16 protein-coding genes are annotated in these 19,937 nt (G+C 40.7%); 8 read left to right on the forward strand and 8 right to left on the reverse strand.

The genetic code is table 11. The annotated features are described in order from the left end of the window. Window positions 1–149 precede the first annotated feature (149 nt). The gene (locus VB711_RS19615) at window positions 150–1,355 is read right to left on the reverse strand and encodes a histidine kinase (RefSeq protein WP_323287932.1); all 1,206 of its coding nucleotides are present in this window, start codon (window positions 1,353–1,355) and stop codon (window positions 150–152) included. 126 nt (window positions 1,356–1,481) lie between these two features. Here VB711_RS19615 and VB711_RS19620 point away from each other — a divergent pair, with 126 nt between their 5' ends. The 3 genes from VB711_RS19620 (at window position 1,482) to VB711_RS19630 (ending at window position 5,768) form a co-directional block, all read left to right on the forward strand. Beyond that, window positions 1,482–2,972, forward strand: coding sequence for a hypothetical protein (locus tag VB711_RS19620; protein ID WP_323287934.1), 1,491 nt, complete (start codon window positions 1,482–1,484; stop codon window positions 2,970–2,972). A 324-nt stretch (window positions 2,973–3,296) separates the two neighbouring features. Beyond that, on the forward strand, window positions 3,297–4,613 hold the full coding sequence (locus VB711_RS19625) for an S-layer homology domain-containing protein (RefSeq protein WP_323287935.1): 1,317 nt from the start codon (window positions 3,297–3,299) through the stop codon (window positions 4,611–4,613). Between the two features lie 777 nt (window positions 4,614–5,390). Continuing rightward, window positions 5,391–5,768 carry a pentapeptide repeat-containing protein gene (locus VB711_RS19630; protein WP_323287936.1) on the forward strand — a complete coding sequence of 126 codons (378 nt, stop codon included), beginning with the start codon at window positions 5,391–5,393 and terminating at the stop codon, window positions 5,766–5,768. Between the two features lie 122 nt (window positions 5,769–5,890). On the opposite strand, the gene VB711_RS19635 is transcribed toward VB711_RS19630, so the two are convergent. Then, window positions 5,891–6,589 (reverse strand): armadillo-type fold-containing protein, encoded by a 699-nt coding sequence (locus VB711_RS19635; protein WP_323287938.1) that lies wholly within the window; start codon window positions 6,587–6,589, stop codon window positions 5,891–5,893. Window positions 6,590–6,770: 181 nt separating this feature from the next. Beyond that, the gene (locus tag VB711_RS19640) at window positions 6,771–7,466 is read right to left on the reverse strand and encodes a triacylglycerol lipase (RefSeq protein ID WP_323287939.1); all 696 of its coding nucleotides are present in this window, start codon (window positions 7,464–7,466) and stop codon (window positions 6,771–6,773) included. Between the two features lie 390 nt (window positions 7,467–7,856). On the opposite strand from VB711_RS19640, the gene VB711_RS19645 reads away from it, so the two are divergent. Continuing rightward, complete coding sequence (locus VB711_RS19645; RefSeq protein WP_323287940.1) at window positions 7,857–9,422, forward strand: hypothetical protein; 1,566 nt, start codon at window positions 7,857–7,859, stop codon at window positions 9,420–9,422. Between the two features lie 155 nt (window positions 9,423–9,577). Here VB711_RS19645 and VB711_RS19650 read toward each other — a convergent pair whose 3' ends face one another. Then, window positions 9,578–11,023: a glycoside hydrolase family 13 protein gene (locus VB711_RS19650; RefSeq protein WP_323287942.1), complete on the reverse strand. Its 1,446-nt coding sequence runs from the start codon at window positions 11,021–11,023 to the stop codon at window positions 9,578–9,580. 460 nt (window positions 11,024–11,483) lie between these two features. On the opposite strand from VB711_RS19650, the gene VB711_RS19655 reads away from it, so the two are divergent. The 3 genes from VB711_RS19655 (at window position 11,484) to VB711_RS19665 (ending at window position 14,583) form a co-directional block, all read left to right on the forward strand. Beyond that, complete coding sequence (locus VB711_RS19655) at window positions 11,484–11,678, forward strand: heavy-metal-associated domain-containing protein (protein ID WP_323287944.1); 195 nt, start codon at window positions 11,484–11,486, stop codon at window positions 11,676–11,678. A gap of 403 nt (window positions 11,679–12,081) precedes the next feature. Beyond that, window positions 12,082–14,322 (forward strand): heavy metal translocating P-type ATPase, encoded by a 2,241-nt coding sequence (locus VB711_RS19660; RefSeq protein WP_323287946.1) that lies wholly within the window; start codon window positions 12,082–12,084, stop codon window positions 14,320–14,322. Further along, window positions 14,323–14,583, forward strand: a complete 261-nt coding sequence (locus tag VB711_RS19665) for a hypothetical protein (RefSeq protein ID WP_323287947.1) — start codon at window positions 14,323–14,325, stop codon at window positions 14,581–14,583. A gap of 221 nt (window positions 14,584–14,804) precedes the next feature. Here VB711_RS19665 and VB711_RS19670 read toward each other — a convergent pair whose 3' ends face one another. After that, window positions 14,805–16,619 (reverse strand): penicillin-binding protein 2, encoded by a 1,815-nt coding sequence (locus tag VB711_RS19670; protein ID WP_323287954.1) that lies wholly within the window; start codon window positions 16,617–16,619, stop codon window positions 14,805–14,807. Window positions 16,620–16,656: 37 nt separating this feature from the next. After that, window positions 16,657–17,223, reverse strand: coding sequence for a hypothetical protein (locus VB711_RS19675; protein WP_323287948.1), 567 nt, complete (start codon window positions 17,221–17,223; stop codon window positions 16,657–16,659). Between the two features lie 396 nt (window positions 17,224–17,619). On the opposite strand from VB711_RS19675, the gene VB711_RS19680 reads away from it, so the two are divergent. Continuing rightward, window positions 17,620–19,299, forward strand: a complete 1,680-nt coding sequence (locus VB711_RS19680; protein WP_323287949.1) for an MBL fold metallo-hydrolase — start codon at window positions 17,620–17,622, stop codon at window positions 19,297–19,299. 86 nt (window positions 19,300–19,385) lie between these two features. On the opposite strand, the gene VB711_RS19685 is transcribed toward VB711_RS19680, so the two are convergent. Next, the gene (locus VB711_RS19685) at window positions 19,386–19,613 is read right to left on the reverse strand and encodes a type II toxin-antitoxin system HicA family toxin (RefSeq protein WP_323287950.1); all 228 of its coding nucleotides are present in this window, start codon (window positions 19,611–19,613) and stop codon (window positions 19,386–19,388) included. Then, the gene (locus VB711_RS19690; protein WP_323287951.1) at window positions 19,610–19,813 is read right to left on the reverse strand and encodes a type II toxin-antitoxin system HicB family antitoxin; all 204 of its coding nucleotides are present in this window, start codon (window positions 19,811–19,813) and stop codon (window positions 19,610–19,612) included. The genes VB711_RS19685 and VB711_RS19690 overlap by 4 nt, the downstream gene beginning before the upstream one ends. Window positions 19,814–19,937: the final 124 nt, after the last annotated feature.

The raw sequence follows: 19,937 nt of genomic DNA on the forward strand, positions 1-19,937 counted from the left end.
AAGTAATGAGACAAAATTAATTACACAACTGGTTTTTCTGTTCCCCTTCGACTGCGCTCAGGGCAAGCCTGTTCCTGGTCGGTGAGCGTAGCCGAACCGCTGTTCCCTGTTCCCTCTCTTAACGAATGAATTTAATTTTGTCCGACTACTTATAATGGATAAACTGGTAATGTGAAGTGAAACCATGCTCCACCATTGGGGGCTGAGTCTACCCAAATTTGACCGTAGTGCGCTCTAACGATGCGTTGACATAGACAAAGACCAATTCCATAGCCTTCTGTGGCTTCGTCCCGTTGTAGACGGAAGTGATTTTCAAAAATGCGATCGCGGTTTTCTTGGGGAATACCAGGACCGGTATCACCAATACTAAACTGCACTTTTTGGGTAGTACGGTGCAACCCAGCGAGACTAATAGTGCCACCAGCAGGGGTGTATTTGATGGCATTATCTAAAAGATTGACTAACACTTGGCGAATCCGTTCTGGATCTGCGTACACAGGGGGTAGGTCTGAGGGAATATCTGTATCTATAGTTTGGGATTTGGCCAGATAGCGATCGCGCAATTCTGCTAATATATCCAAACTCAGTTGCCCTAATTCCACTTTTTGCGGTGTAATCGGCAATTCCGTATCCTTACCCCGACCCACTTGCAACAGATCAGCGATCATCCGATCAATAATCCGAGTTTGATGACGGGCTTGTTTTAATAAATGTACCGTCATCCCTGGTTTAAGGCGCAGAAACACCCCCATATCTGAATTAAAGTTAGATTGGAGCGTTTCAATAGCGATCGCTGCGGCTGTCAACGGATTACGCAAATCATGGGCTAACATGGCAATCACTCGGTCTTTAAATTGTAGCTGTTCTTGCAATTTCTCTTTTTCTTGCTTCAAGTGAAAAATTTCATCTGAAAGCTTGATCAGTTCAGCAGAAACAGCGACCGACTGAATTGTGGATTTGGGTGATGTCACCCGCACAGTTTCATCTATCCGTTCTTGTAAATCTTCCTGTATCTTTAAAAAGGTGTCTACAGTAGCTTGCCAACGAGGCCACCAGGTTTTCAATTGGGTAATGATATTACTCCCAGCTAGAGTTTGCTGGGGTTCGGGATGGATTTTGATTAAAGCGGGTGTGGCCACTAACTTAAAATGTTCTGCCAAATAAGGTTGTTGACCCACATCAATAATCTCAAGTTCAAAACTATATTCAGCCTCTAATTCTTTTAAGTAGCCCCTTAGTCGCTGTACTTGTTGGCGGGACTTAGGTCGTCCATCGACAAAAAGCAACAGTTGGAGTGGAGCCTCAGAATAGATCGGCTGATCCGGGGAAACTGCCATGTAATCTTGTTTCAGCACTGGTAACAACCTGGCGACGCTTTACAGAAAGTAAAATGGACTGACGGCTGTTGATACTCGTTGTTTTTCTCAATTTAATATCTATTTTAGATTTTTCATACCCCTATCCAAATCTAGGTTTTTGACATGAGAAAAATCTTGTTGGTATTTTTGCTCCCGTTGGCGCTCATTACCACTCCTAGCAGTACCTTAGCTATGGAATACCAAGCTCCATCGGATCTGAGTCAAAATTTAGTTATTGATTCAGCAGATGAGGGATTTTATAACACAGCCAGTCGGCTCGTACAGCAGCAAATTTATTTGATTGCTCGCTTGGAAAAAGCACTCAGCGAACCAGACCCCAATCAAATTAGATCTGTTCGGGGACAATTAACTATTCAGTCCTATTCTGTAGAGAGCTTTCTCAAACGTCGGTACTCCAGTCCAAAAACTTTTTGTACTACAAGCGGAAATTTCTCTAAGCAGTCCTTGGCTTTAAAGTTAAATAAGTCCCAAGGACAAATTTACTGCTCTTTGTACGCTTATAACCAGGAATTATTTAAGCTTCGTCCTGTCATAGATCGGTTATTGTCTCGGAGGGGTGAGTTGGCCTTGGTTAGACAGCTACCTCTAGTTTCTGGAGAACGACTATCAGATCCGGTGCTTTCCATTGCTCCAGTCCAGTATCCTGATCTGGGAAAGTTAGCAGCACCTTTGTCTGGCAGAGAACCAAATTTAGGCTCATCTCCATTACCAGTAGTTGGTAGGAACATAAAAACAGCGATCGCTAACTATGTACCACCCATGCAGCCTGCTATTATTCCACCAGAGGCAGCACTCATCACTCTTAAAACTGCCAATCAATTTTTAGCCGCAGCCCTAACTGCATTTCCCCCAAAAACTAAATTTATTCATCCCCAGGAAACTGCTGCGACCCTTGACCGTTTTGCTTACGATATTGATTCCCAAGAACAAAAAATTTACGCTCAGTTTTTGAAGTTACCAAACACGGGCATTTTCCGAGTATTAACAGATTCGGCCTACCGTCATCAGCCGAACACACTCCAGAACAGATTATCCGCCAGTGTTAGGGATTCCTATCCCTTTCTGTCTTTGAGTAAAGCTAAAGGGGATATAAAAATTAGTTTAGCACTTCAAATCGTTGGTGATCACTTTAATTTAAGGTCTGAAGGAATAGATTATGGTTTTATGACCAATCTGGGCGATATTCCCCTAGAAAAGCTAGATCAAAGCCTAAAAAATGTGGCTAGTCCCATCGGAGAATTTTTTCTTAACTACCAACCTCCCACAGGGTTAGAAGCTTTGCAGGTAGATAAAAGAAGGTTTTTAACAGGTAAAAATCAAAATTGGCCTCAAGGTCAAGTTTTGCTATCTGATTTGAAAGCCGAATTAAATCATACTTATTTAGTGCGTTGGGTTCAATTCCAAATCCCAGAGATCATTTCCCCCCAGAATAGCCGCGATCGCCAACAATTAGCACAAATACCTAGCAGCGATATTATCCTAGCCTTTCGTCCCGTCCGTCGCCATTCTAATGGCAGCTACACCATCCTTTGGCGACTCATCCAACAGTTCCCCTCACCCCAAATTGAAGATATAGAAAATTACTTAGGGTAAGGAGTAAGGAGTCAGCACTTCGGCTACGCTCAGTGACCGGAGTTAGGAGTCAGGAGGAAGAATTAGAAACAATACTTTTCGGTTAAGGAATGTAGAGACGTTCCATGGAACGTCTCTACAAGGGTTTTCAGTTCACAAATTTGCCTAACCAAACAGTATGAGATAACACCTTTCTCCCTGCGCCTTGCCTCCCCTGCCTCCCCTGCCTCCCCTGCCCCCTGCCCCCTGCCCCCTGCCCCCTGCCCCCTGCCCTCTTCCTTTTGATTTCCCCTTTCCCTTTCCCAAATGCTACTGTAGGAGAGAAAATTCAACGTGTGATTTCCCGTGCTGCCCTGTAAACGTCCAGCTATGTTTCTGAGTTTGGCTGTTTTACTCTCTACATTAACAGCCTGTACTAACGCCGCAAAAAATTTGGAGCAATCTTTGGCCGCAGATCCTCGCTTGGAAAATAACCCTGTTGTGTTTGGTCAAACTAAGGGGCAACAAGTAACAGCCACAACTGCTCTACCTGCTGATTTTCCCCAAGAAATACCCATATATCCCAATGCCAAACTAGAGGAAGTTAAACCTGTTAGCGACTCAGCAAATAAAGTATCGACTCGTTGGCAGAGTTCTGATCCTAGTAATTTAATTACCAGCTTTTACCGTAGTCAGTTTCAAGACAACAACTGGCAAATCTTGCAACAGCCAACAGATGATGTAGGCTCTTTTGAAGCAAAACGCAATGATTTACTGGTGACAGTTACCATTCAGCCCCAATCTGTCACCAATTCTGCACCCAATCAACCCCAAACAGCCACAGAATTACAAATTGATTATATTCCTAACAATATTGTCACGACAAATCAACCTAATTCTCAATCAGATAATTCCCAGTTTATTGGACCAGTGCCACCTAATGCTAATTTGGCAACCCCGTCAACCAGCCAGTCTAATTTATTGACATCTCAGACCTTTAATGATCTGAATAAATTACCAGCACAATGGCAACAACATATCCAAGATTTAGCAAAATTAGGGATTTTTTCAACAACACCAGATACAACTAAAAGCAATTCTACCGCCATAAGCAACCAGTTTAACCCCAGTAAAATCATCACCCGTAGGGAATACGCCCGTTGGCTAGTTGCTGCTAATAATGTCATGTATGCCAATAATCCCGCTAAACAAGTCCGTTTGGCATCAGAAAGCACTCCATCAACTTTTAGAGATGTGTTACCCCAAGATCCAGATTTTCCAGCTATTCAGGGATTAGCTGAAGCTGGTTTAATTCCCAGTTCTTTATCGGGAGATGCTACAGCCGTTTTATTTCGTCCTGATGCACCCTTAACGCGAGAACAGTTGGTACTATGGAAAGTGCCTTTAGATACTCGCCAAGCCTTACCTGCGGCTAATTTGGAAGCAGTCAAAGAAACTTGGGGTTTTCAAGATGGGGGTAAAATTGAACCCAAGGCACTAAGAGCAGTGTTAGCAGATTTTCAGAATGGCGAACAAGCGAATATTCGCCGGGTATTTGGCTATACGACACTATTTCAACCCAAGAAGCCTGTAACCCGTGCTGAAGCTGCTGTGGCTTTGTGGTATTTCGGTACTCAAGGTGAGGGAATATCGGCAACTGAGGCGGCCAAATTACAGAATTAGTTGAATCATAACCCAAAGAGCGATCGCTATCCTAACTCAGTAGGTAGATAGAATTTCTGACCCACCCTACCACTGAACTAATTCTATTCGGCACATTGACCCCCTAACCTGTTAAGTCGATGTTACCATTTTCGTTGCCCGTTCCTAAAAATATAGTCTGTCATCATTGACAACCTTAGTAAAATATCCGGCATTTTGATACCAAAAGAGCAAAATGCTGGCTGTTTAGCTTTGTCTTGTTTACTACCATTTAGCTAGAGTTGTTTTTATTTAGTGTCAATTAATAAAGTGTCACTATCCACACTAGCTATTTGTGTTAAAAAGAGCTATTCTTAATAGTGCAAGGAGTGGTACCACTTCACCAAATGTTTGTTACAAGTTATCCTAGCAGTGCTTTTGCTAAATAGCAGTGTCGCGGGTTTCAAATGTTGCATTAAATAAGTGAACTGGTATAAAGTTATACGAAAAAGCACTTGGGAACGTAAAAAACTCAGGTGCTTTTTCGTGTATAAATAAATAATAAAAACTTTTATTGGTGTAAATTTCGCTGTTTTTCAGAACACTGCTGAATTAAGGAAAATACTACTCTTAGCTTCAGCTATTAGCGTAACTTGGCTTAAGCGATTCATGAAACTCCTTTGACAAGTAAAGACGTATTGCAATACGCCCCTTCTAACTCCTGCTATAATGCTTTCCCACGAACAGAAATAGTTCTATTTTTGTGGCTAAATCAATATATAGAAATAACTTTTTGTGCTACAATTAGGTTAAGAAAATATGAATGTTGAGCAAATTAAACGCCGTTATGCCGCAGGGGAGAGATATTTTCCTTCTGCCCAATTGAGTAAAGCGAAACTGATTAATGTCTACTTCCCAGGTATCAATTTATGGGGGGCAGATTTAAGTGAAGCTAATCTGGCTAAAGCTAAACTCTGGGGTGCAGATTTAAGCAGAGCAAATTTAGCAAAAGCGAATTTAACTAGAGCTAATTTGTGCGGTGTTAACCTCCGTGAAGCTAATCTGAGGGGAGCTAGGCTTAACTATACCAAGTTATATGGAGCAAATTTAACAGGTGCTTGTTATGATGATAGCACCAGATTTTCTAGAGATTTTGACCCGAAAATTCATAATATGCAGAAATTTACTGGCAATTAGTTATTTTTTCCCACTCCCCAATTCTCAGCTATCTAATAGACATCTGGTAAAAATTAAATATGCGTGACCTAAACCCCCCTGTAGAGAGGTTTCTTATTTAGGGATTCTCGGCTCTACAATCTCTACCGGATATGTCTAATGGATAGGTTATCCAAAGCTTGCAAACTATTGAAAGCTGCTTCACGAATCACAGTTTCTTCCTCCCGACTGAGCAGGAGTCCTAAGCATTGAACAATATCTTGTTGGACTGAAGGATCTATTTGTTGACGATTGATCAATTTACTTAATTGACGTACAGCAATTAACCGCTTTAGAGGATCTGCAACTATTAAATTGTTTAGTAGTTGATCTAAATATTCTTCATCTTGATGGTTGTGTAGACTAATCAGTTGCCACACCAATAAAATTAAAGTTAAGAGTGTTCCTAAACCTTGGACAATTATACCAGCAGCAATCCAATGACTGGTAGAATCTAACCAAATTGCAATTGTCATATACGTGATAACAGTAGCAATACCACCCATAATCACTGATAAAGCAAAGCGAGTGTTAGGAGTGTTGAAAAACTGAGCTATTTCTAACCAGCGTAATTGCCAGTTCCATTTAGACATGGAGTAAGCTAGTCCCATTACCCCAATCCCCACAGCAAGAGCCAGCAGCAGTTTCCAATTCCAAAGTATCATGGCAACAATCAGGCTGAGAAATCCTAGAACCTTACCAGGTTCTAATAACCGCTTTAAATTTCGCTGCTTTGGTCTTCCTATTTTTAACGCTGGAAGCTGGTTAATTAATTGCTGCCAAGAAGACGAAGCCTGTGTCACAGTGTTTACCTAGTTGATGAAAAAAGTTGATGAAGAAAATGGTCATATACCCATATCGAAGGTACATTATACATGAGTTTTTGTGATTTTTTCAATTTTTCTCTATTTATACTTAACATGATTTAATAATTTGATTCTATGGGTAAGGGTTTAGTCCATGTTCCAGGAGTTTTGAGGATATTTAACTCAAATACTTAACCCAATCTGCTAAGATATCTGGTGAACCATACCAAAGACCCTGACTCTTAGGAGAATGTCGAACTCCTTCAATCACGATATTTTCCGCACCCTGTAAATGAGCAGATGCAATTGGTGTAATTCCATCTCCCCAGGTATTCCCATCACCACAAGTTAATTGATAACTGCTGAAAGCTAACCAACTTCCTCGTTTTCTTTCACCAAAGATAGATTTGCCAGCTACACAGACATAACGGACATCATGATAAAAAGCTCCGGGATAATTATTATTAACAAAGTCTAAATTCCACCTCGTCCACCGTTCTTGACTAACATGAGGTGTCCCCAACGTTATTAGATTAGCAACCCAGGGGTGAGCTAACCATACAGATGGTGACACTTGGGGACTACCTCCATAGGGTTTTTCTCCCAGATAAATTCGGGATATCCAGCCACCGGCAGAGTGACCGATCAAATTAACTTGGGTGGTATTATATTGATCTAAAGCTCGCTGGACTGTACGATCTAATTGCTGTATAATTGGGGTTACAGGTCTACCACCAATTAGAGGCACCCAGTCCCTTCGGCGTAAAGGAACAGTCATGGATGGAAAACCCAACTTTTGGAGGGATTTTTCTAAGGGAAGATAAGCGATCGCACTTTCTAAGTAACCAGGTAAAATGACTGTTGGTAATGGCATAAACTAAAACGATATTCTGTGTACAGCATTAAAAATAAAAACTGACTTAAACTAAATAGTAGGGTTATTGACTACTTGAGGGAATCAGCCTAAATTCCCCATCTGGCATCACTCACTTACCCTGACAAAATAAAAACTTAAAAAAACCCTAATTTTCCTGTTTCCTATATCAACTCAAGAAGTTATTATTGGTTAGAGTTAACAGATACCCCTCTCTTAAAAATAGCAAGATAATTTGAAATCTTAAATTGCTAGTATTAAAAAACGGCAATAAAAATATCATACCCCCCAGGGCAGCTACACAATAAACAAAAAGCCTAATTGATCAGGATTTTAAATTCCCTGTAGTCTTAGTTAACTATAAATTGAGTTGAGTGAACGATAACAGTTATGTCTTACGTCTCCTTACTGAAGAATATACCAGAAGCTTTAAGCCAACCCACTGGCATAGCCGCTATAGCTTCTCTCGGAATCCACGGTGCTATTGCCTTGATTGTGCCATTAATGCCAGTCGATTCCAATAAACCTAAACAAGTAGATACATCACAAGCAGTTGGACTGATTGAATTGAGTCAAGCAGATCAAAGTCGCTTACCCCAACCTCCTAATACCAACCAAGTAGCTTTACCACAACCCAAACTACCACTACAATCGGAGCTACCTCCCTTAAACTTGCCAGGACAATCAACATTACCCCTATTACAACCACCTTCACCTAGTCAGCAAATATTACCTCCACTACCACCATCAGCTAACCAATATACACTCTCCTATTTACCCAGAAGACAGTCCATTGAGAAGTATACCAGAGAGAATTTCCGAGCCGAAATTTCAGATTTTAAGGCTAAAAGTAGTTTTTCTCCGGCCAATTCGCCTTTTATTGATGCCCCCCGTGCCAGCATTCAGGAAACTCCGCCATTAGATATTAACAAATTACCCCAAGTCCAAGCAGACAATCAAATAATTGGAGAGCCACTACAAAATCCTTCTCCTGAAGTCATTGATGTTACTCCCACCACAACACAGAGATTTAGTGATGGGCAACAAACCCAAATAAATGATAATACAATACCAATTGCACAAAATCCCCAATCTCTACCTTTAACTGAACAGCCTTTAGTCACACAAGAAAGATTGGCTTTAGCTTTAGCCAAAAAAAGCGTATCATCTCCAAAAGCTGCCACCGAACAACTTCCCACAGATAACCAGTCACCAACAAAATCTACAGAACAGTTACTCGCACACCTCAACTCTTACAGTTCTCTCAGAAAAGACATCCAGCAAGAATACCCCAATGCTCAAGAACAAGGGGTGATTCGTGAAATAGTCTCTACTGAAAAAGCAGGTTTAGAAGGTAATGTTTTAGGTAGATTAGTTGTAGATGCTGATGGTAAAGTCTTAGAGATTAAGTTCCAAGACCGCTCAATTTCCCCAGAATTGCAAGCTAAAGCTAGAGAATTTTTTAACGCTAATCCACCTAAAGGGATTAAACAAGCTACTACTTCTTATCCATTCCACTTACAGTTTAAACATAGTAGTAGGAGTAGTAGCAATAGTTCTAATTCCGCTTCTGAGTTAAAGCCAGTTGCAACTCCCGAATCTTCTAGGGTATCTGAACCAATAAAATTAAAACCAGTTCCAACTCCTGAATCTTCTAGGGTTTCTGAACCAACAAAATTAAAACCAGTTCCCACTCCCGAATCTTCTAGGGTATCTGAACCAATAAAATTAAAACCAGTTCCAACTCCCGAATCTTCTAGGGTATCTGAACCAACAAAATTAAAGCCAGTTCCAACTCCTGAATCTTCTAGGGTATCTGAACCAGAAACCCCAAATAATACTCAGACGGAACTCAGCGCCAACGAGTCTAGCTCCTCCAATGAAACTGCTCAAAAACTCATCCAACACTTAAACGAAATCAAAGCCAAAAAACTCAATTCTCAAACAGAACAATAATTGGCTCTACGGTACTTGTTATGCTAAATGACCAGTCGGTAAGAGGGAACAGTTTTTGTAGTTAAGCGACAGTGAAACCCAACAAAAGCCCGTAAATGTTGGGTTTCCTAACCTCAACTCAACCTACCTGATTTAATGTTTTTAGCTTAACCGACCTAGCCCAAAATACAACCAGTCCGGGGGGGAAGACTTACAGAAAGGACTGTATTCTTCCATTCAAGTTCTGCATTTCCAAATAAAATTTGATTGGGTTGATTTTGTAAATTACTACAATCAAAATTAGCTTTTGCAGATGCAGTTCCTACATTCACCGCAATAATTAATTCCTCTGTTCCCAAGGTTCTAGCAAAGATATATAATGCTCCCTCAGCATAGAGAACTTGATAACTACCTGTACGCAAAGCCGGGTATTGATGACGCAGAGAAATTAATTGTTTATGGGTGTTTAATATCTCCAAATTCCAGTTAGCTTTTAAGGGAAATCCCCGACGAGAATCAGGATCAATTGCTCCTGGTAAACCGACTTCATCGCCATAGTAAATACTACTAGCACCGGGAAAGGTGAGTAATAATAAAGTCGCTAATTCTACACTTGCTACATCACCACCAGCAATAGTCATTAATCTGGCTGTATCGTGACTTGCGAGTAAATTGAGTTGAGTTAGCTGAATTTCCCAGGGGTAAAGTGCTAGTAATGCTTGAATTTTAGCGGCGTATTCATGAGCAAATAAGGGTGGATAGGGTTGATAGTCACGGCTTTGCACCTGTTCTAAAATTACGCGATCGCCGGCGGTAAAAGCAATAGTTGGACCGGCAAATAAATAATTCATTACACCATCAAATTGAGTCCCATCTAACCATTCACGGGAATCTCCCCAAACTTCTCCCACAATATAAGCTTCTGAATTAATTGCTTTGACTCGTTGACGAAATTCTTGCCAAAAACCAGGAGTTTTAATTTCAAAAGGTACATCTAAACGCCAACCATCAATACCGAATTTCAACCAATATTCGGCAATTTCCATAATATATTCCCGTACTTCTGGGTTATCATGGTTAAATACTGGTAAAGCCCGATTTCCTGCCCAACCAACGTAATTAGCAGGTAAATCTCCTGTATAGGGTGCAAGCGGCCAGTCTTGAATTTTAAACCAATTTACCCAGGGTGAATGGGGTCCATTTTCTAAAATATCGTGAAAAAAGAAAAATCCCCGACTAGCATGATTAAATACCCCATCTAGAACTACTTTAATATTTCGTTGGTGTGCTGCCTCTAGCAATTCTTTAAATGCTTCATTACCTCCCAATAGTGGGTCAACCTGGTAGTAATCGTGGGTGTGATAGCGGTGATTACAAGCAGATTGAAAGATGGGTGTAAAGTAAATGGCGTTAATTCCTAAACTTTGAATATAGTCTAATTCCTCCAAAACCCCCCACAAATCTCCACCTTTATAACCTTGGAGTGTGGGGATAGCTTCCCAAGCTTCCCATTTGACATTATGTAATAAGCGTTTGCGCGGTTGTTGGCTTTTAGCGAATCTATCAGGGAAAATTTGGTAAAAAACTGCGTGTTTAACCCAATCTGGTGTTTGTATTTGCATATTCACTAATCAATATATTTAATCGGCTATTACTACGATACAGAAAAGATTACCTTTCTTCTTTACTTTGCGTTCCTCGCGACAGTAGTTCATGGAGAAAACCTCCAAGACCGCGTTCCTAAGTCCAAGTTTCCAGTTCTGAAGATATGGTGAGAAATTAATTTCGGGACTTACGCAAAATATTTCTCAAAATCTTATTTCTCTGTGAACTCTGTGCCTCTGTGGTTTATTTTCCAGTGACTTGTGCGTAAATCCTAAATTTCTCCGATAAACAAACTAATCTCTAGACCCTCCAGCCAACTAGAGAGTATAAGATGAATTTAGCAGGACTCTAAACCCAAAATTGGTAACAAAGCAATACAAATTATCTATTTTTGGGTGGAAATGCCCTCAATCCTTCCTGATAAGGGGAAAAAAACCACAGGATCTTGATTTGTTTATTATTTAATTGTTGAAACCTATGTCTATCAAACTCACTGTTCCCGGAATGGCTTGTTCTGCTTGTGCCACTAATATTACCAATGCAGTTAAAGCTATTGATAGTAATGCCACAGTTGAAACTGATACAACAACCAAATTGGTAAGTGTAGAAACTCAAGCTTCAGAAACATCAATTAAGGAAGCTTTGGTTGCTGCTGGTTATCCTCCTGCATAACAGAATAGGGACGTGAAAGCTTTGTCATGAAGTTAGATCAAACTTACTCAATGACCAATAAATTTCAAAACACCTCACCCTGATTTTGCAACGCAAAATCTGTCCCTCTCCTTAGCAAGGACTACGGTGTACACACAAGTGATCTGATTACCTAAAACAAGCCCTGGCGATTAGAAATCACGGCTACACAAACAAAGTCCACCTGCGTGGACTGAAGAAAAACTACTTATTTTTAACCCACGGAGGTGGCCTTCCCTACGGGAATCCGCTACGCGCTATGCCTGTGTAGTTGCGGTTTCTAACCGCCGATTTAATGTTAACAGGACTTGTGTGTACACGGTAGCCTTAGCAAGGAGAGGGATGTGTCAGGATTTTTGCCCCTATTTACTCACTACTAAATATTATGAATAATCTCACTCTTAAACTCCGGGGTATGAGTTGCGCTGCTTGTGCTAACAACGTTGAACAGGCGATTCTTGCTGTTTCTGGGGTGATCGATTGTCATGTTAATTTTGCAGCAAACCAAGCCACTATTAATTATGATTCCCACAAGACCAATTTAGCAGAAATTCAAACTGCCATTGAATCTGCGGGTTATTCTTCTTATTCTGTAACTGATGAAGATGATGATGGAGAAAAAACTAGCCAATTAGCAGAACAACAGGAATTGAAGCGAAAATTGGCAGTGGGGGGTGTGATTAGCATTCTCTTATTTGTGGGTTCTTTACCAATGATGACTGGGTTGAAATTGCCTTTCATTCCCGAAATTTTACATAATTCTTGGGTACAGTTGGTATTAACAACACCGATTCAATTTTGGTGTGGGGGATCTTTTTATTCTCGCGGTTGGAAGTCTCTTAAACACCATACGGCGACAATGGACACATTGATTGCTTTGGGAACTGGTGCAGCTTATTTATATTCTTTGATTGTCACACTTTTTCCTGGTTTATTTATTAACCAAGGTTTAGAAGCTCATGTTTATTATGAAGTGGCAGCAATTGTTGTTACCTTAATCTTGTTGGGGCGATTTTTAGAAGGTCGCGCTAGGGGACAAACTTCGGAAGCTATTCGCAAAATGATGGGACTACAACCCAAAACAGCCAGGGTAATTCGGGGTGGTGTGGAAATAGATATTCCCATTTCAGAAGTGATAGTTAATGATGTGATTTTGGTACGTCCGGGAGAAAAAATTCCCGTTGATGGAGAAGTTATTGAGGGGGTTTCAACGGTAGATGAAGCGATGGTTACAGGGGAAAGTTTAGCAGTAAAAAAACAAACAGGAGATGAGGTAATTGGGGCGACAATTAATAAAACTGGTAGTTTTAAATTTCGGGCAACAAGAGTAGGAAAGGACACATTTTTAGCGCAAATTGTCAAATTAGTACAAGATGCACAGGGTTCTAAAGCCCCAATTCAAAGGTTAGCAGATCGGGTAACAGGGTGGTTTGTGCCTGTGGTGATAGCGATCGCGATCGCTACTTTTGTGATTTGGTTTAATATCATGGGTAATCTCACCCTGGCTACTATCACGACAGTTGGGGTTTTAATCATTGCCTGTCCCTGTGCTTTGGGTTTAGCAACACCTACTTCTGTGATGGTGGGAACTGGTAAAGGTGCAGAAAATGGAATTTTAATTAAGGATGCTCAAAGTTTAGAGTTAGCCCACAAAATTCAAATTATAGTATTAGATAAGACGGGGACTTTAACTCAAGGTAAACCGACGGTTACAAATTTTGTTACTATTAAAGGAACAGCCAATAATTACGAACTTGAGTTATTACAATTAGCTGCAACAGTTGAAAAATATTCTGAACATCCTTTAGCGGAAGCAGTGGTGAAATATGCCCAATCTCAAGGGGTAAATTTGGCAGAAGTTGGAGATTTTGAAGCTGTGGTTGGTAGTGGTGTGCAAGGCATAGTAAATGAACATTTGGTGCAGATTGGGACAAAACACTGGTTGACAGAATTGGGAATCAATACCGATGCCCTCCAACAATATCAAGATGGTTGGGAAAGTGGAGGTAAAACTGTGATTTGGCTGGCTGTAGATGGGGAATTAGCAGGAATTATGGGTATTGCTGATGCTTTGAAACCTTCTTCAATTGTAGCAGTGAAGGCTTTACAAAAACTAGGTTTAGAGGTAGTAATGTTAACAGGAGATAATCGTAATACTGCGGAAGCGATCGCTCTCCAAGTCGGTATTACTCAAGTCTTTGCCCAAGTTCGACCAGACCAAAAAGCCGCCATGATCAAATCTCTGCAATCTAAAATAGTTGGCATGGTAGGGGATGGCATTAATGATGCCCCAGCACTGGCACAGGCAGACGTAGGGATTGCTATTGGTACGGGGACTGATATAGCGATCGCTGCTAGTGATATCACCTTAATTTCTGGAGATTTACAAGGAATAGTCACCGCTATTCAACTCAGTCGTGCGACCATCAATAATATTCAGCAAAATCTATTTTTTGCCTTTATTTACAATATCATTGGTATTCCCATTGCCGCAGGTATTCTTTACCCGATCTTCGGTTGGTTACTCAATCCGATTATTGCCGGTGCAGCAATGGCTTTTTCTTCTGTTTCTGTAGTCACCAATGCTTTACGATTGCGTAATTTTCAACCAGGAACTAAAAATTAAATGTTGAACAAAAAAAACCTTTTGGGAAGTCTTGCTGGGTTAATATTAATCACATCAAGCACAGTTTCAGCCACAATGCCAGATTCTCACTCAGAACAAATTAATCAATTCCACCAAATTGAGCAACCTTTAGCATTAAAAATAGCTGTCACTGTTGGCGGCTTAGGTTTAATTGGATTAGAATTATGGTGGTTTCTCTTCAATAAATTACCAGTTGGCAAGAGGGAACAGGGAACACGGGAAAGAGACAATATTTTGTAATAATGTTAAAATTTTTGCCTCATTTCTTATACAGATTAAGCGGCACGCTACGCGAACGATATTTACAGCAGTTTTGGATTAAACCCACCACAAAAATAATCTGGAATTGATCCTTCATCTGCGTTAATTTGCGTTAATCTGCGTTTAATTCCTCTTCCATCTGTGGTACATTTGATGACAATTTGCTGTAAGTCCTACAAAATAATTAAAACTCATCCTGATTATTTTGCTGGATTAGGAGGAATTTGTTCAATGGGAATTAAAGTTTCCATCACAGTTTTAACAATAGGTGCGGCCACAGTAGAACCATAGGCATTTGCTCCCTTTGGCTCATCTACCACAGCCAAAACTACATAACGGGGAGACTCCACTGGTAAAATACTCACAAAACTGGTGATTCTTGCACCACTAATGTAACCACCTTTAGGACTGGCTTTTTCGGCTGTGCCGGTTTTGCCACCGATGCGATAACCAGGAATTTTTGCAGCTTTACCAGAACCTTGATCAACCACAGTTTCCATCATTTCGACTACAGTTTGAGCAGTAGTAGACGAAAAAATTTGCCGGGGTTTGGGGAAATCGGGTGAATGGTGCATTTGTCCTTTGCTATCAATTAACCCTTGAATTACGTGTGGTGTAACCAACTTACCACCATTAGCTAACGCACCGTGCATTTGCACTAACTGTAATGGAGTCAGTGAAAACCCTTGTCCAAAAGAAGTAGTTGCTGGTTCAATGGATGAGTTAATAAATTCCTCTTGATTTTTAAGCCGACTACCGACTTCAAAGGGCAAATCCGTATCAATTTTTTGTCCTATACCTAAACGTTCTAACCAGTTGTAGTACAAAGAGGGCTTCAAACGCTGAATTATTTGTACCATGCCCACATTGCTAGATGTTTGGAGAATTTCAGCAATATTTAACCTTCTGTAACCTGTTCTTTCGGCATTTTTAATCGTGCGATCGCTCACTTTGATTGTTCCTGGATCATTAAAAACATCCTCTGGTTGAATTACACCATTTTCCAGAGCGATCGCTATATTCAACGGCTTAAATGTTGATCCCGGTTCATACAAATCCGCCACCAACCAGTTTCTAAACAGAGAAATATCCGATTGAGAATACTTATTGGGATTGTAGGTAGGTTGAGTCACCAAAGCCAGTATAGAACCATCATTTGCATCCATCACAATCACACCCCCCCGTTTAGCCTTAAAGGTGTCAATTTGTTTTTTCAAAGCAGCACGGGCAACCCGTTGTAACCGACTATCTATTGTCAATTTCAACTGAAAATCATCAAAATGCAAAAATCCCTCCGGTGCATGATCTGGCATCAACGAACCATTCCCAGATCGACTCAACCGCACCGTTTCTCCTCCACGTTCCAAAAACTTTTCCTGACTATATTCCACACCAGCCTGACCACGACGGTCAAGATTAACATAGCCCACCACATCAGCTACCAAATCATCTTGGGGATAAAATCGGGAGTATTTTTGAATAAACTCTAAACCATCCAGCCTCAAAGAAATTAAACGATCAGCAATATCTTCTGACAAGGCAGATACAACTATAATTCCGCTTCTCTTATTTTTAAATATCTTGACTAACTCAGCCGCATCTTTATTAATAATCGGGGCAATTTGTTTTGCCATTTCTTCATTAGATCTACCAAATAATTTAGGATGGGCATATAAAGTATAAACCGGACGGTCAATTGCCAAAATACTATTAGTCCGATCTATCACGGGACGACGGGGCATAAAAGGACGTAAATTCACCATTTGTTGGTTTCGCGCCCTTTTTGTTAGTTTTGCTCCCTGGACAATTTGTAATTGATATACGCTGAAAGCCAAGCCTAAACCCGCAGCAATTAAAATCCCCCACACTATCAACAATCGAGACTGAATTTTGGGGATATAATCTTCATTTTTCCCAGCGACTTTTTCATCCGTCCCTGGGCTAGAAACTCTCCTTGGACGTTGAAATTCTAAATTCTGCAAATTTTGGAAATTCCTTTTTGGTAATTTCTGCATTGGGTTATTTTTACCCTTCCCCATTTGCCCTTTCATGTTAGTATCCCAAAGGTGCGGGAGTTTGCAGTTGTAGTTCAGAATTGAGAATTGTTTTAGATGATTGAGAAATAGGATCAGGAGAGGCAGATGGTAAAAAAATCGTGCCTTGAGGAGTTGGTGATACCAGTCCGGTTTTTGGCTTTTCTGCTTCCTGAGCCATTTTACTGGTTAATGTCGCATTAGTTGTATTTAACTGTCGTTCATAACGTTGGAGATTTTTCAAGCGTCGATAAGAATTACTCCAAAGCTCTTGGGAATATACAGTAAAACCATAAATTACCAAGGTCGTTGCCACCAACAAAAATGCTCCCATTGATGAATAACGATGGATATGATACAAGTTGTGTAACCAAATAGGTACAGCCTCAGCGGTTGGTACTACAGGTATCTGTTTATTTGATTGTCTGCTCATCCCGGCATTCAAGGAATCATCCGATAGATTTTTGTGCGAACTACGCCTTTTTAGGGAATTTACTGGAGAATTTGCTATTGTCGGTTTAGCAGAAGGGGAAGAGGTTTTTTCTGTCTTTGTTTTGAGATGTGCGGAAGGTTGCTTTACTGGCATAGAAAAATTCCGCTTAAACCAAGTGTTTCTTGTGGCAACAGCCATAATTTTGTGGATGAGGGATACTATATTATAAAGATGGACAGGTAAGTTGCAAAGTCTTGAAAAAAAATGGTTGGTGTAAATTTGCCCTATCTACCCCAGCATAGTAAAGATTTTCTAGTGATTTGATCAGGATGTAAAAATCAACTATTAAGATAAAAAAGTCTTTAGTCAAGGGTATATAGACAAATGGACGTAAAATTGATTTTAGTGGTATTGACAGTTGTATTTACACTGGCGTGTTTGTTTTTCGGGACAAAAAATGGGTTTTATGACTCAGAAAACTATCATGGTAATGGTTCTGCCCATTAAAACCAGAGTTTGGTGAATTAAAAAAAGTTTGAGGGCAGAGCTATGAGGGATGATCTATCGGTATTCACTCGCCCTAATGCTGGAGAATCGGCTCATGAGTTGGAATGTTTTCCCTATAGTGTCCAGCATCAAGATGAGGGTGTGTGTTTATTGGTGCGGATGGGTCCACACCGTATTCTGTTAGACTTAGGTTTAACGGATGTTTCTGTGTTGGCTAGGGGATTAACTAAATCGGCACGAAAGGGCAGTTCACCACTACCAGCAGATTTAGTATTAATTAGTCACGCCCATCCAGATCATGCTAGGGGGTTGCGATCGCTCCATCAGGCTTTCCCTCTGCTACCTATTTATGCCAGTGAGGTGACAAGCAAGTTATTACCACTCAATTGGCTAGATCAAGAGCTTCCAGAAAATCCCTCATTTTGTCACGCGCTGCCGTTGCGATCGCCCATCGAAATCCAAGAGGGTTTAATTGTCGAATTATTTCCCGCAGGTCATTTACCGGGGGCTGTAGCCATTCTCCTCACCTATAACACCCTCCAGAAGGCTTATAAATTACTCTACACTGGCGATTTTTTCCTATCTAATTCCCGTCTGGTGGAAGGTTTACGTTTAGAAGAATTACGGGGTTTAAATTTGGATGTGTTAGTAATTGAAGGCAGTTATGGTACATCCCGTCATCCCCACCGTCGTCACCAAGAAAATCAACTAGCAGAACGGATTGATCGAGCCATTAGCGATCGCACTTCTGTAATCTTACCCACACCCGCTTTAGGGTTAGGACAAGAACTACTGATGCTTTTACGCTCTCATCACCACTTCACCGGTAAAAATTTAGATATCTGGGTAGATGGTGCTGTGGCCGTTGGTTGTGATGCCTACTTAGAATTATTACCCCACCTCCCATCCTCAGTTCAAAACTTTGCCCGTCATCAACCTCTATTTTGGGATGAAAGAATCAAACCCCGTGTAAGACGCTTAAAAGCCGAAAATATCGCGGATTTAGCTAACTCACCCTGTATTGTCCTCACCGATTCAACAGCAGATTTAAATAAATATTGTCAATCTAACAGCACACCTTGGCTAATTCTCCTCCCAGAAAAAATAAATATCCAAGTTAATCAACAATATTTAGCACCCACCACCATCGAAAATTATCTTTTAGCTCAACATAGTGATGGACCAGGGACAACACAACTAATTCATAATTTACGACCCCAGCACGTCGTTTTTGTTCACGGTTCTCCTGCTTATTTAGCAGACCTAACAGGTTTAGAAGAATTACAAAATCGCTATCATGTCCATTCTCCTGCTGCTGGTATTTTAGTAGAATTACCAATCGGGGAAACATTTTTACAACCATCTGCCCCAGAAACCAACTATGAAGGGGAACTCACAGAATTAGGAACAGTCATCACCGTTACCCTTCCCGATCTAGTGACAGCCGATCCCCGTTGGCAACAATTCGCTGATACGGGTTTAATTGAAGCTCGTTGGCAAGGAGAAGAATTAGTCCTGCGGGGGTTATCTCAACGAGAACTACTCAACCAAAATAGCGGACATACATGGTTTGATACCGACTGCTGCGGTACTTGTAGATACCAAAGAGGCCAGAGGTGTTGGAATCCTGTTTCCCCATTGTATAACTTTAAAGTCACCCTTGAAGGTTATTGTCCTGCCTTTGAAGGCTTATCTACCCCAAATACTGAATCGGAGATGTAACTAAATACAGTTCACCCAAAAAATTGTAGGTTGGGTTGACGCAAGGAAACCCAACATTTGCCTGTGTTGAGATAGGCGATCGCACATCATAGGAGATCAAGAAATCGCTCAACATCAGTGTGGGCTTGTTTCAAAATATGTGCAAGAGTAGAGCGTTTAACAGGCTTATGAGCCGGAACTGTCAATTTAAGGACTTCATCAGTCAGTTCTTTCTCTAATCGAATGTGGCTACCACGTTGACGAACCACAATCCATCCATCTCGTTCTAGAGCAGCTATGATTTTAGTGTATGGAAGGCTGGGAACTTTACTCATAGAACCAACTCTCGAACAATGATACCTTCCTGAGTGGAAAATTCGTTTTCTACAGGTTCAAGGTATAACTCTATAGCTTCTTGAATATTTGCTAATGCCTCATCAAGATTTTCCCCTTCACTGATACAACCAGGCAAGGAAGGAACATAAACGGTGTAGCCACCTTCATCACTAGGTTCTAGAATTACTCTTAGCTTCATATTTTTACATTGTTAATTGTTTCCTTGATTCTAACAATTAGAGCCAGCTATAGTCTAAGATACATACACTACTATTACTCAATTATCTGATGCCACTTGTTTAATTACCTCTAAAGGTATACTC

This window comes from Cronbergia sp. UHCC 0137, assembly GCF_034932285.1.
Lineage (GTDB): Bacteria > Cyanobacteriota > Cyanobacteriia > Cyanobacteriales > Nostocaceae > Cronbergia.

Bases quoted from the DNA above. Each gene is read 5' to 3' on its own strand.
- VB711_RS19620 (WP_323287934.1), top strand. From the start codon at position 1,482: ATGAGAAAAATCTTGTTGGTATTTTTGCTCCCGTTGGCGCTCATTACC.
- VB711_RS19630 (WP_323287936.1), top strand. From the start codon at position 5,391: ATGAATGTTGAGCAAATTAAACGCCGTTATGCCGCAGGGGAGAGATAT.
- VB711_RS19640 (WP_323287939.1), bottom strand. From the start codon at position 7,466: ATGCCATTACCAACAGTCATTTTACCTGGTTACTTAGAAAGTGCGATC.
- VB711_RS19645 (WP_323287940.1), top strand. From the start codon at position 7,857: ATGTCTTACGTCTCCTTACTGAAGAATATACCAGAAGCTTTAAGCCAA.
- VB711_RS19650 (WP_323287942.1), bottom strand. From the start codon at position 11,023: ATGCAAATACAAACACCAGATTGGGTTAAACACGCAGTTTTTTACCAA.
- VB711_RS19655 (WP_323287944.1), top strand. From the start codon at position 11,484: ATGTCTATCAAACTCACTGTTCCCGGAATGGCTTGTTCTGCTTGTGCC.
- VB711_RS19660 (WP_323287946.1), top strand. From the start codon at position 12,082: ATGAATAATCTCACTCTTAAACTCCGGGGTATGAGTTGCGCTGCTTGT.
- VB711_RS19665 (WP_323287947.1), top strand. From the start codon at position 14,323: ATGTTGAACAAAAAAAACCTTTTGGGAAGTCTTGCTGGGTTAATATTA.
- VB711_RS19670 (WP_323287954.1), bottom strand. From the start codon at position 16,619: ATGCAGAAATTACCAAAAAGGAATTTCCAAAATTTGCAGAATTTAGAA.
- VB711_RS19675 (WP_323287948.1), bottom strand. From the start codon at position 17,223: ATGCCAGTAAAGCAACCTTCCGCACATCTCAAAACAAAGACAGAAAAA.
- VB711_RS19680 (WP_323287949.1), top strand. From the start codon at position 17,620: ATGAGGGATGATCTATCGGTATTCACTCGCCCTAATGCTGGAGAATCG.
- VB711_RS19685 (WP_323287950.1), bottom strand. From the start codon at position 19,613: ATGAGTAAAGTTCCCAGCCTTCCATACACTAAAATCATAGCTGCTCTA.
- VB711_RS19690 (WP_323287951.1), bottom strand. From the start codon at position 19,813: ATGAAGCTAAGAGTAATTCTAGAACCTAGTGATGAAGGTGGCTACACC.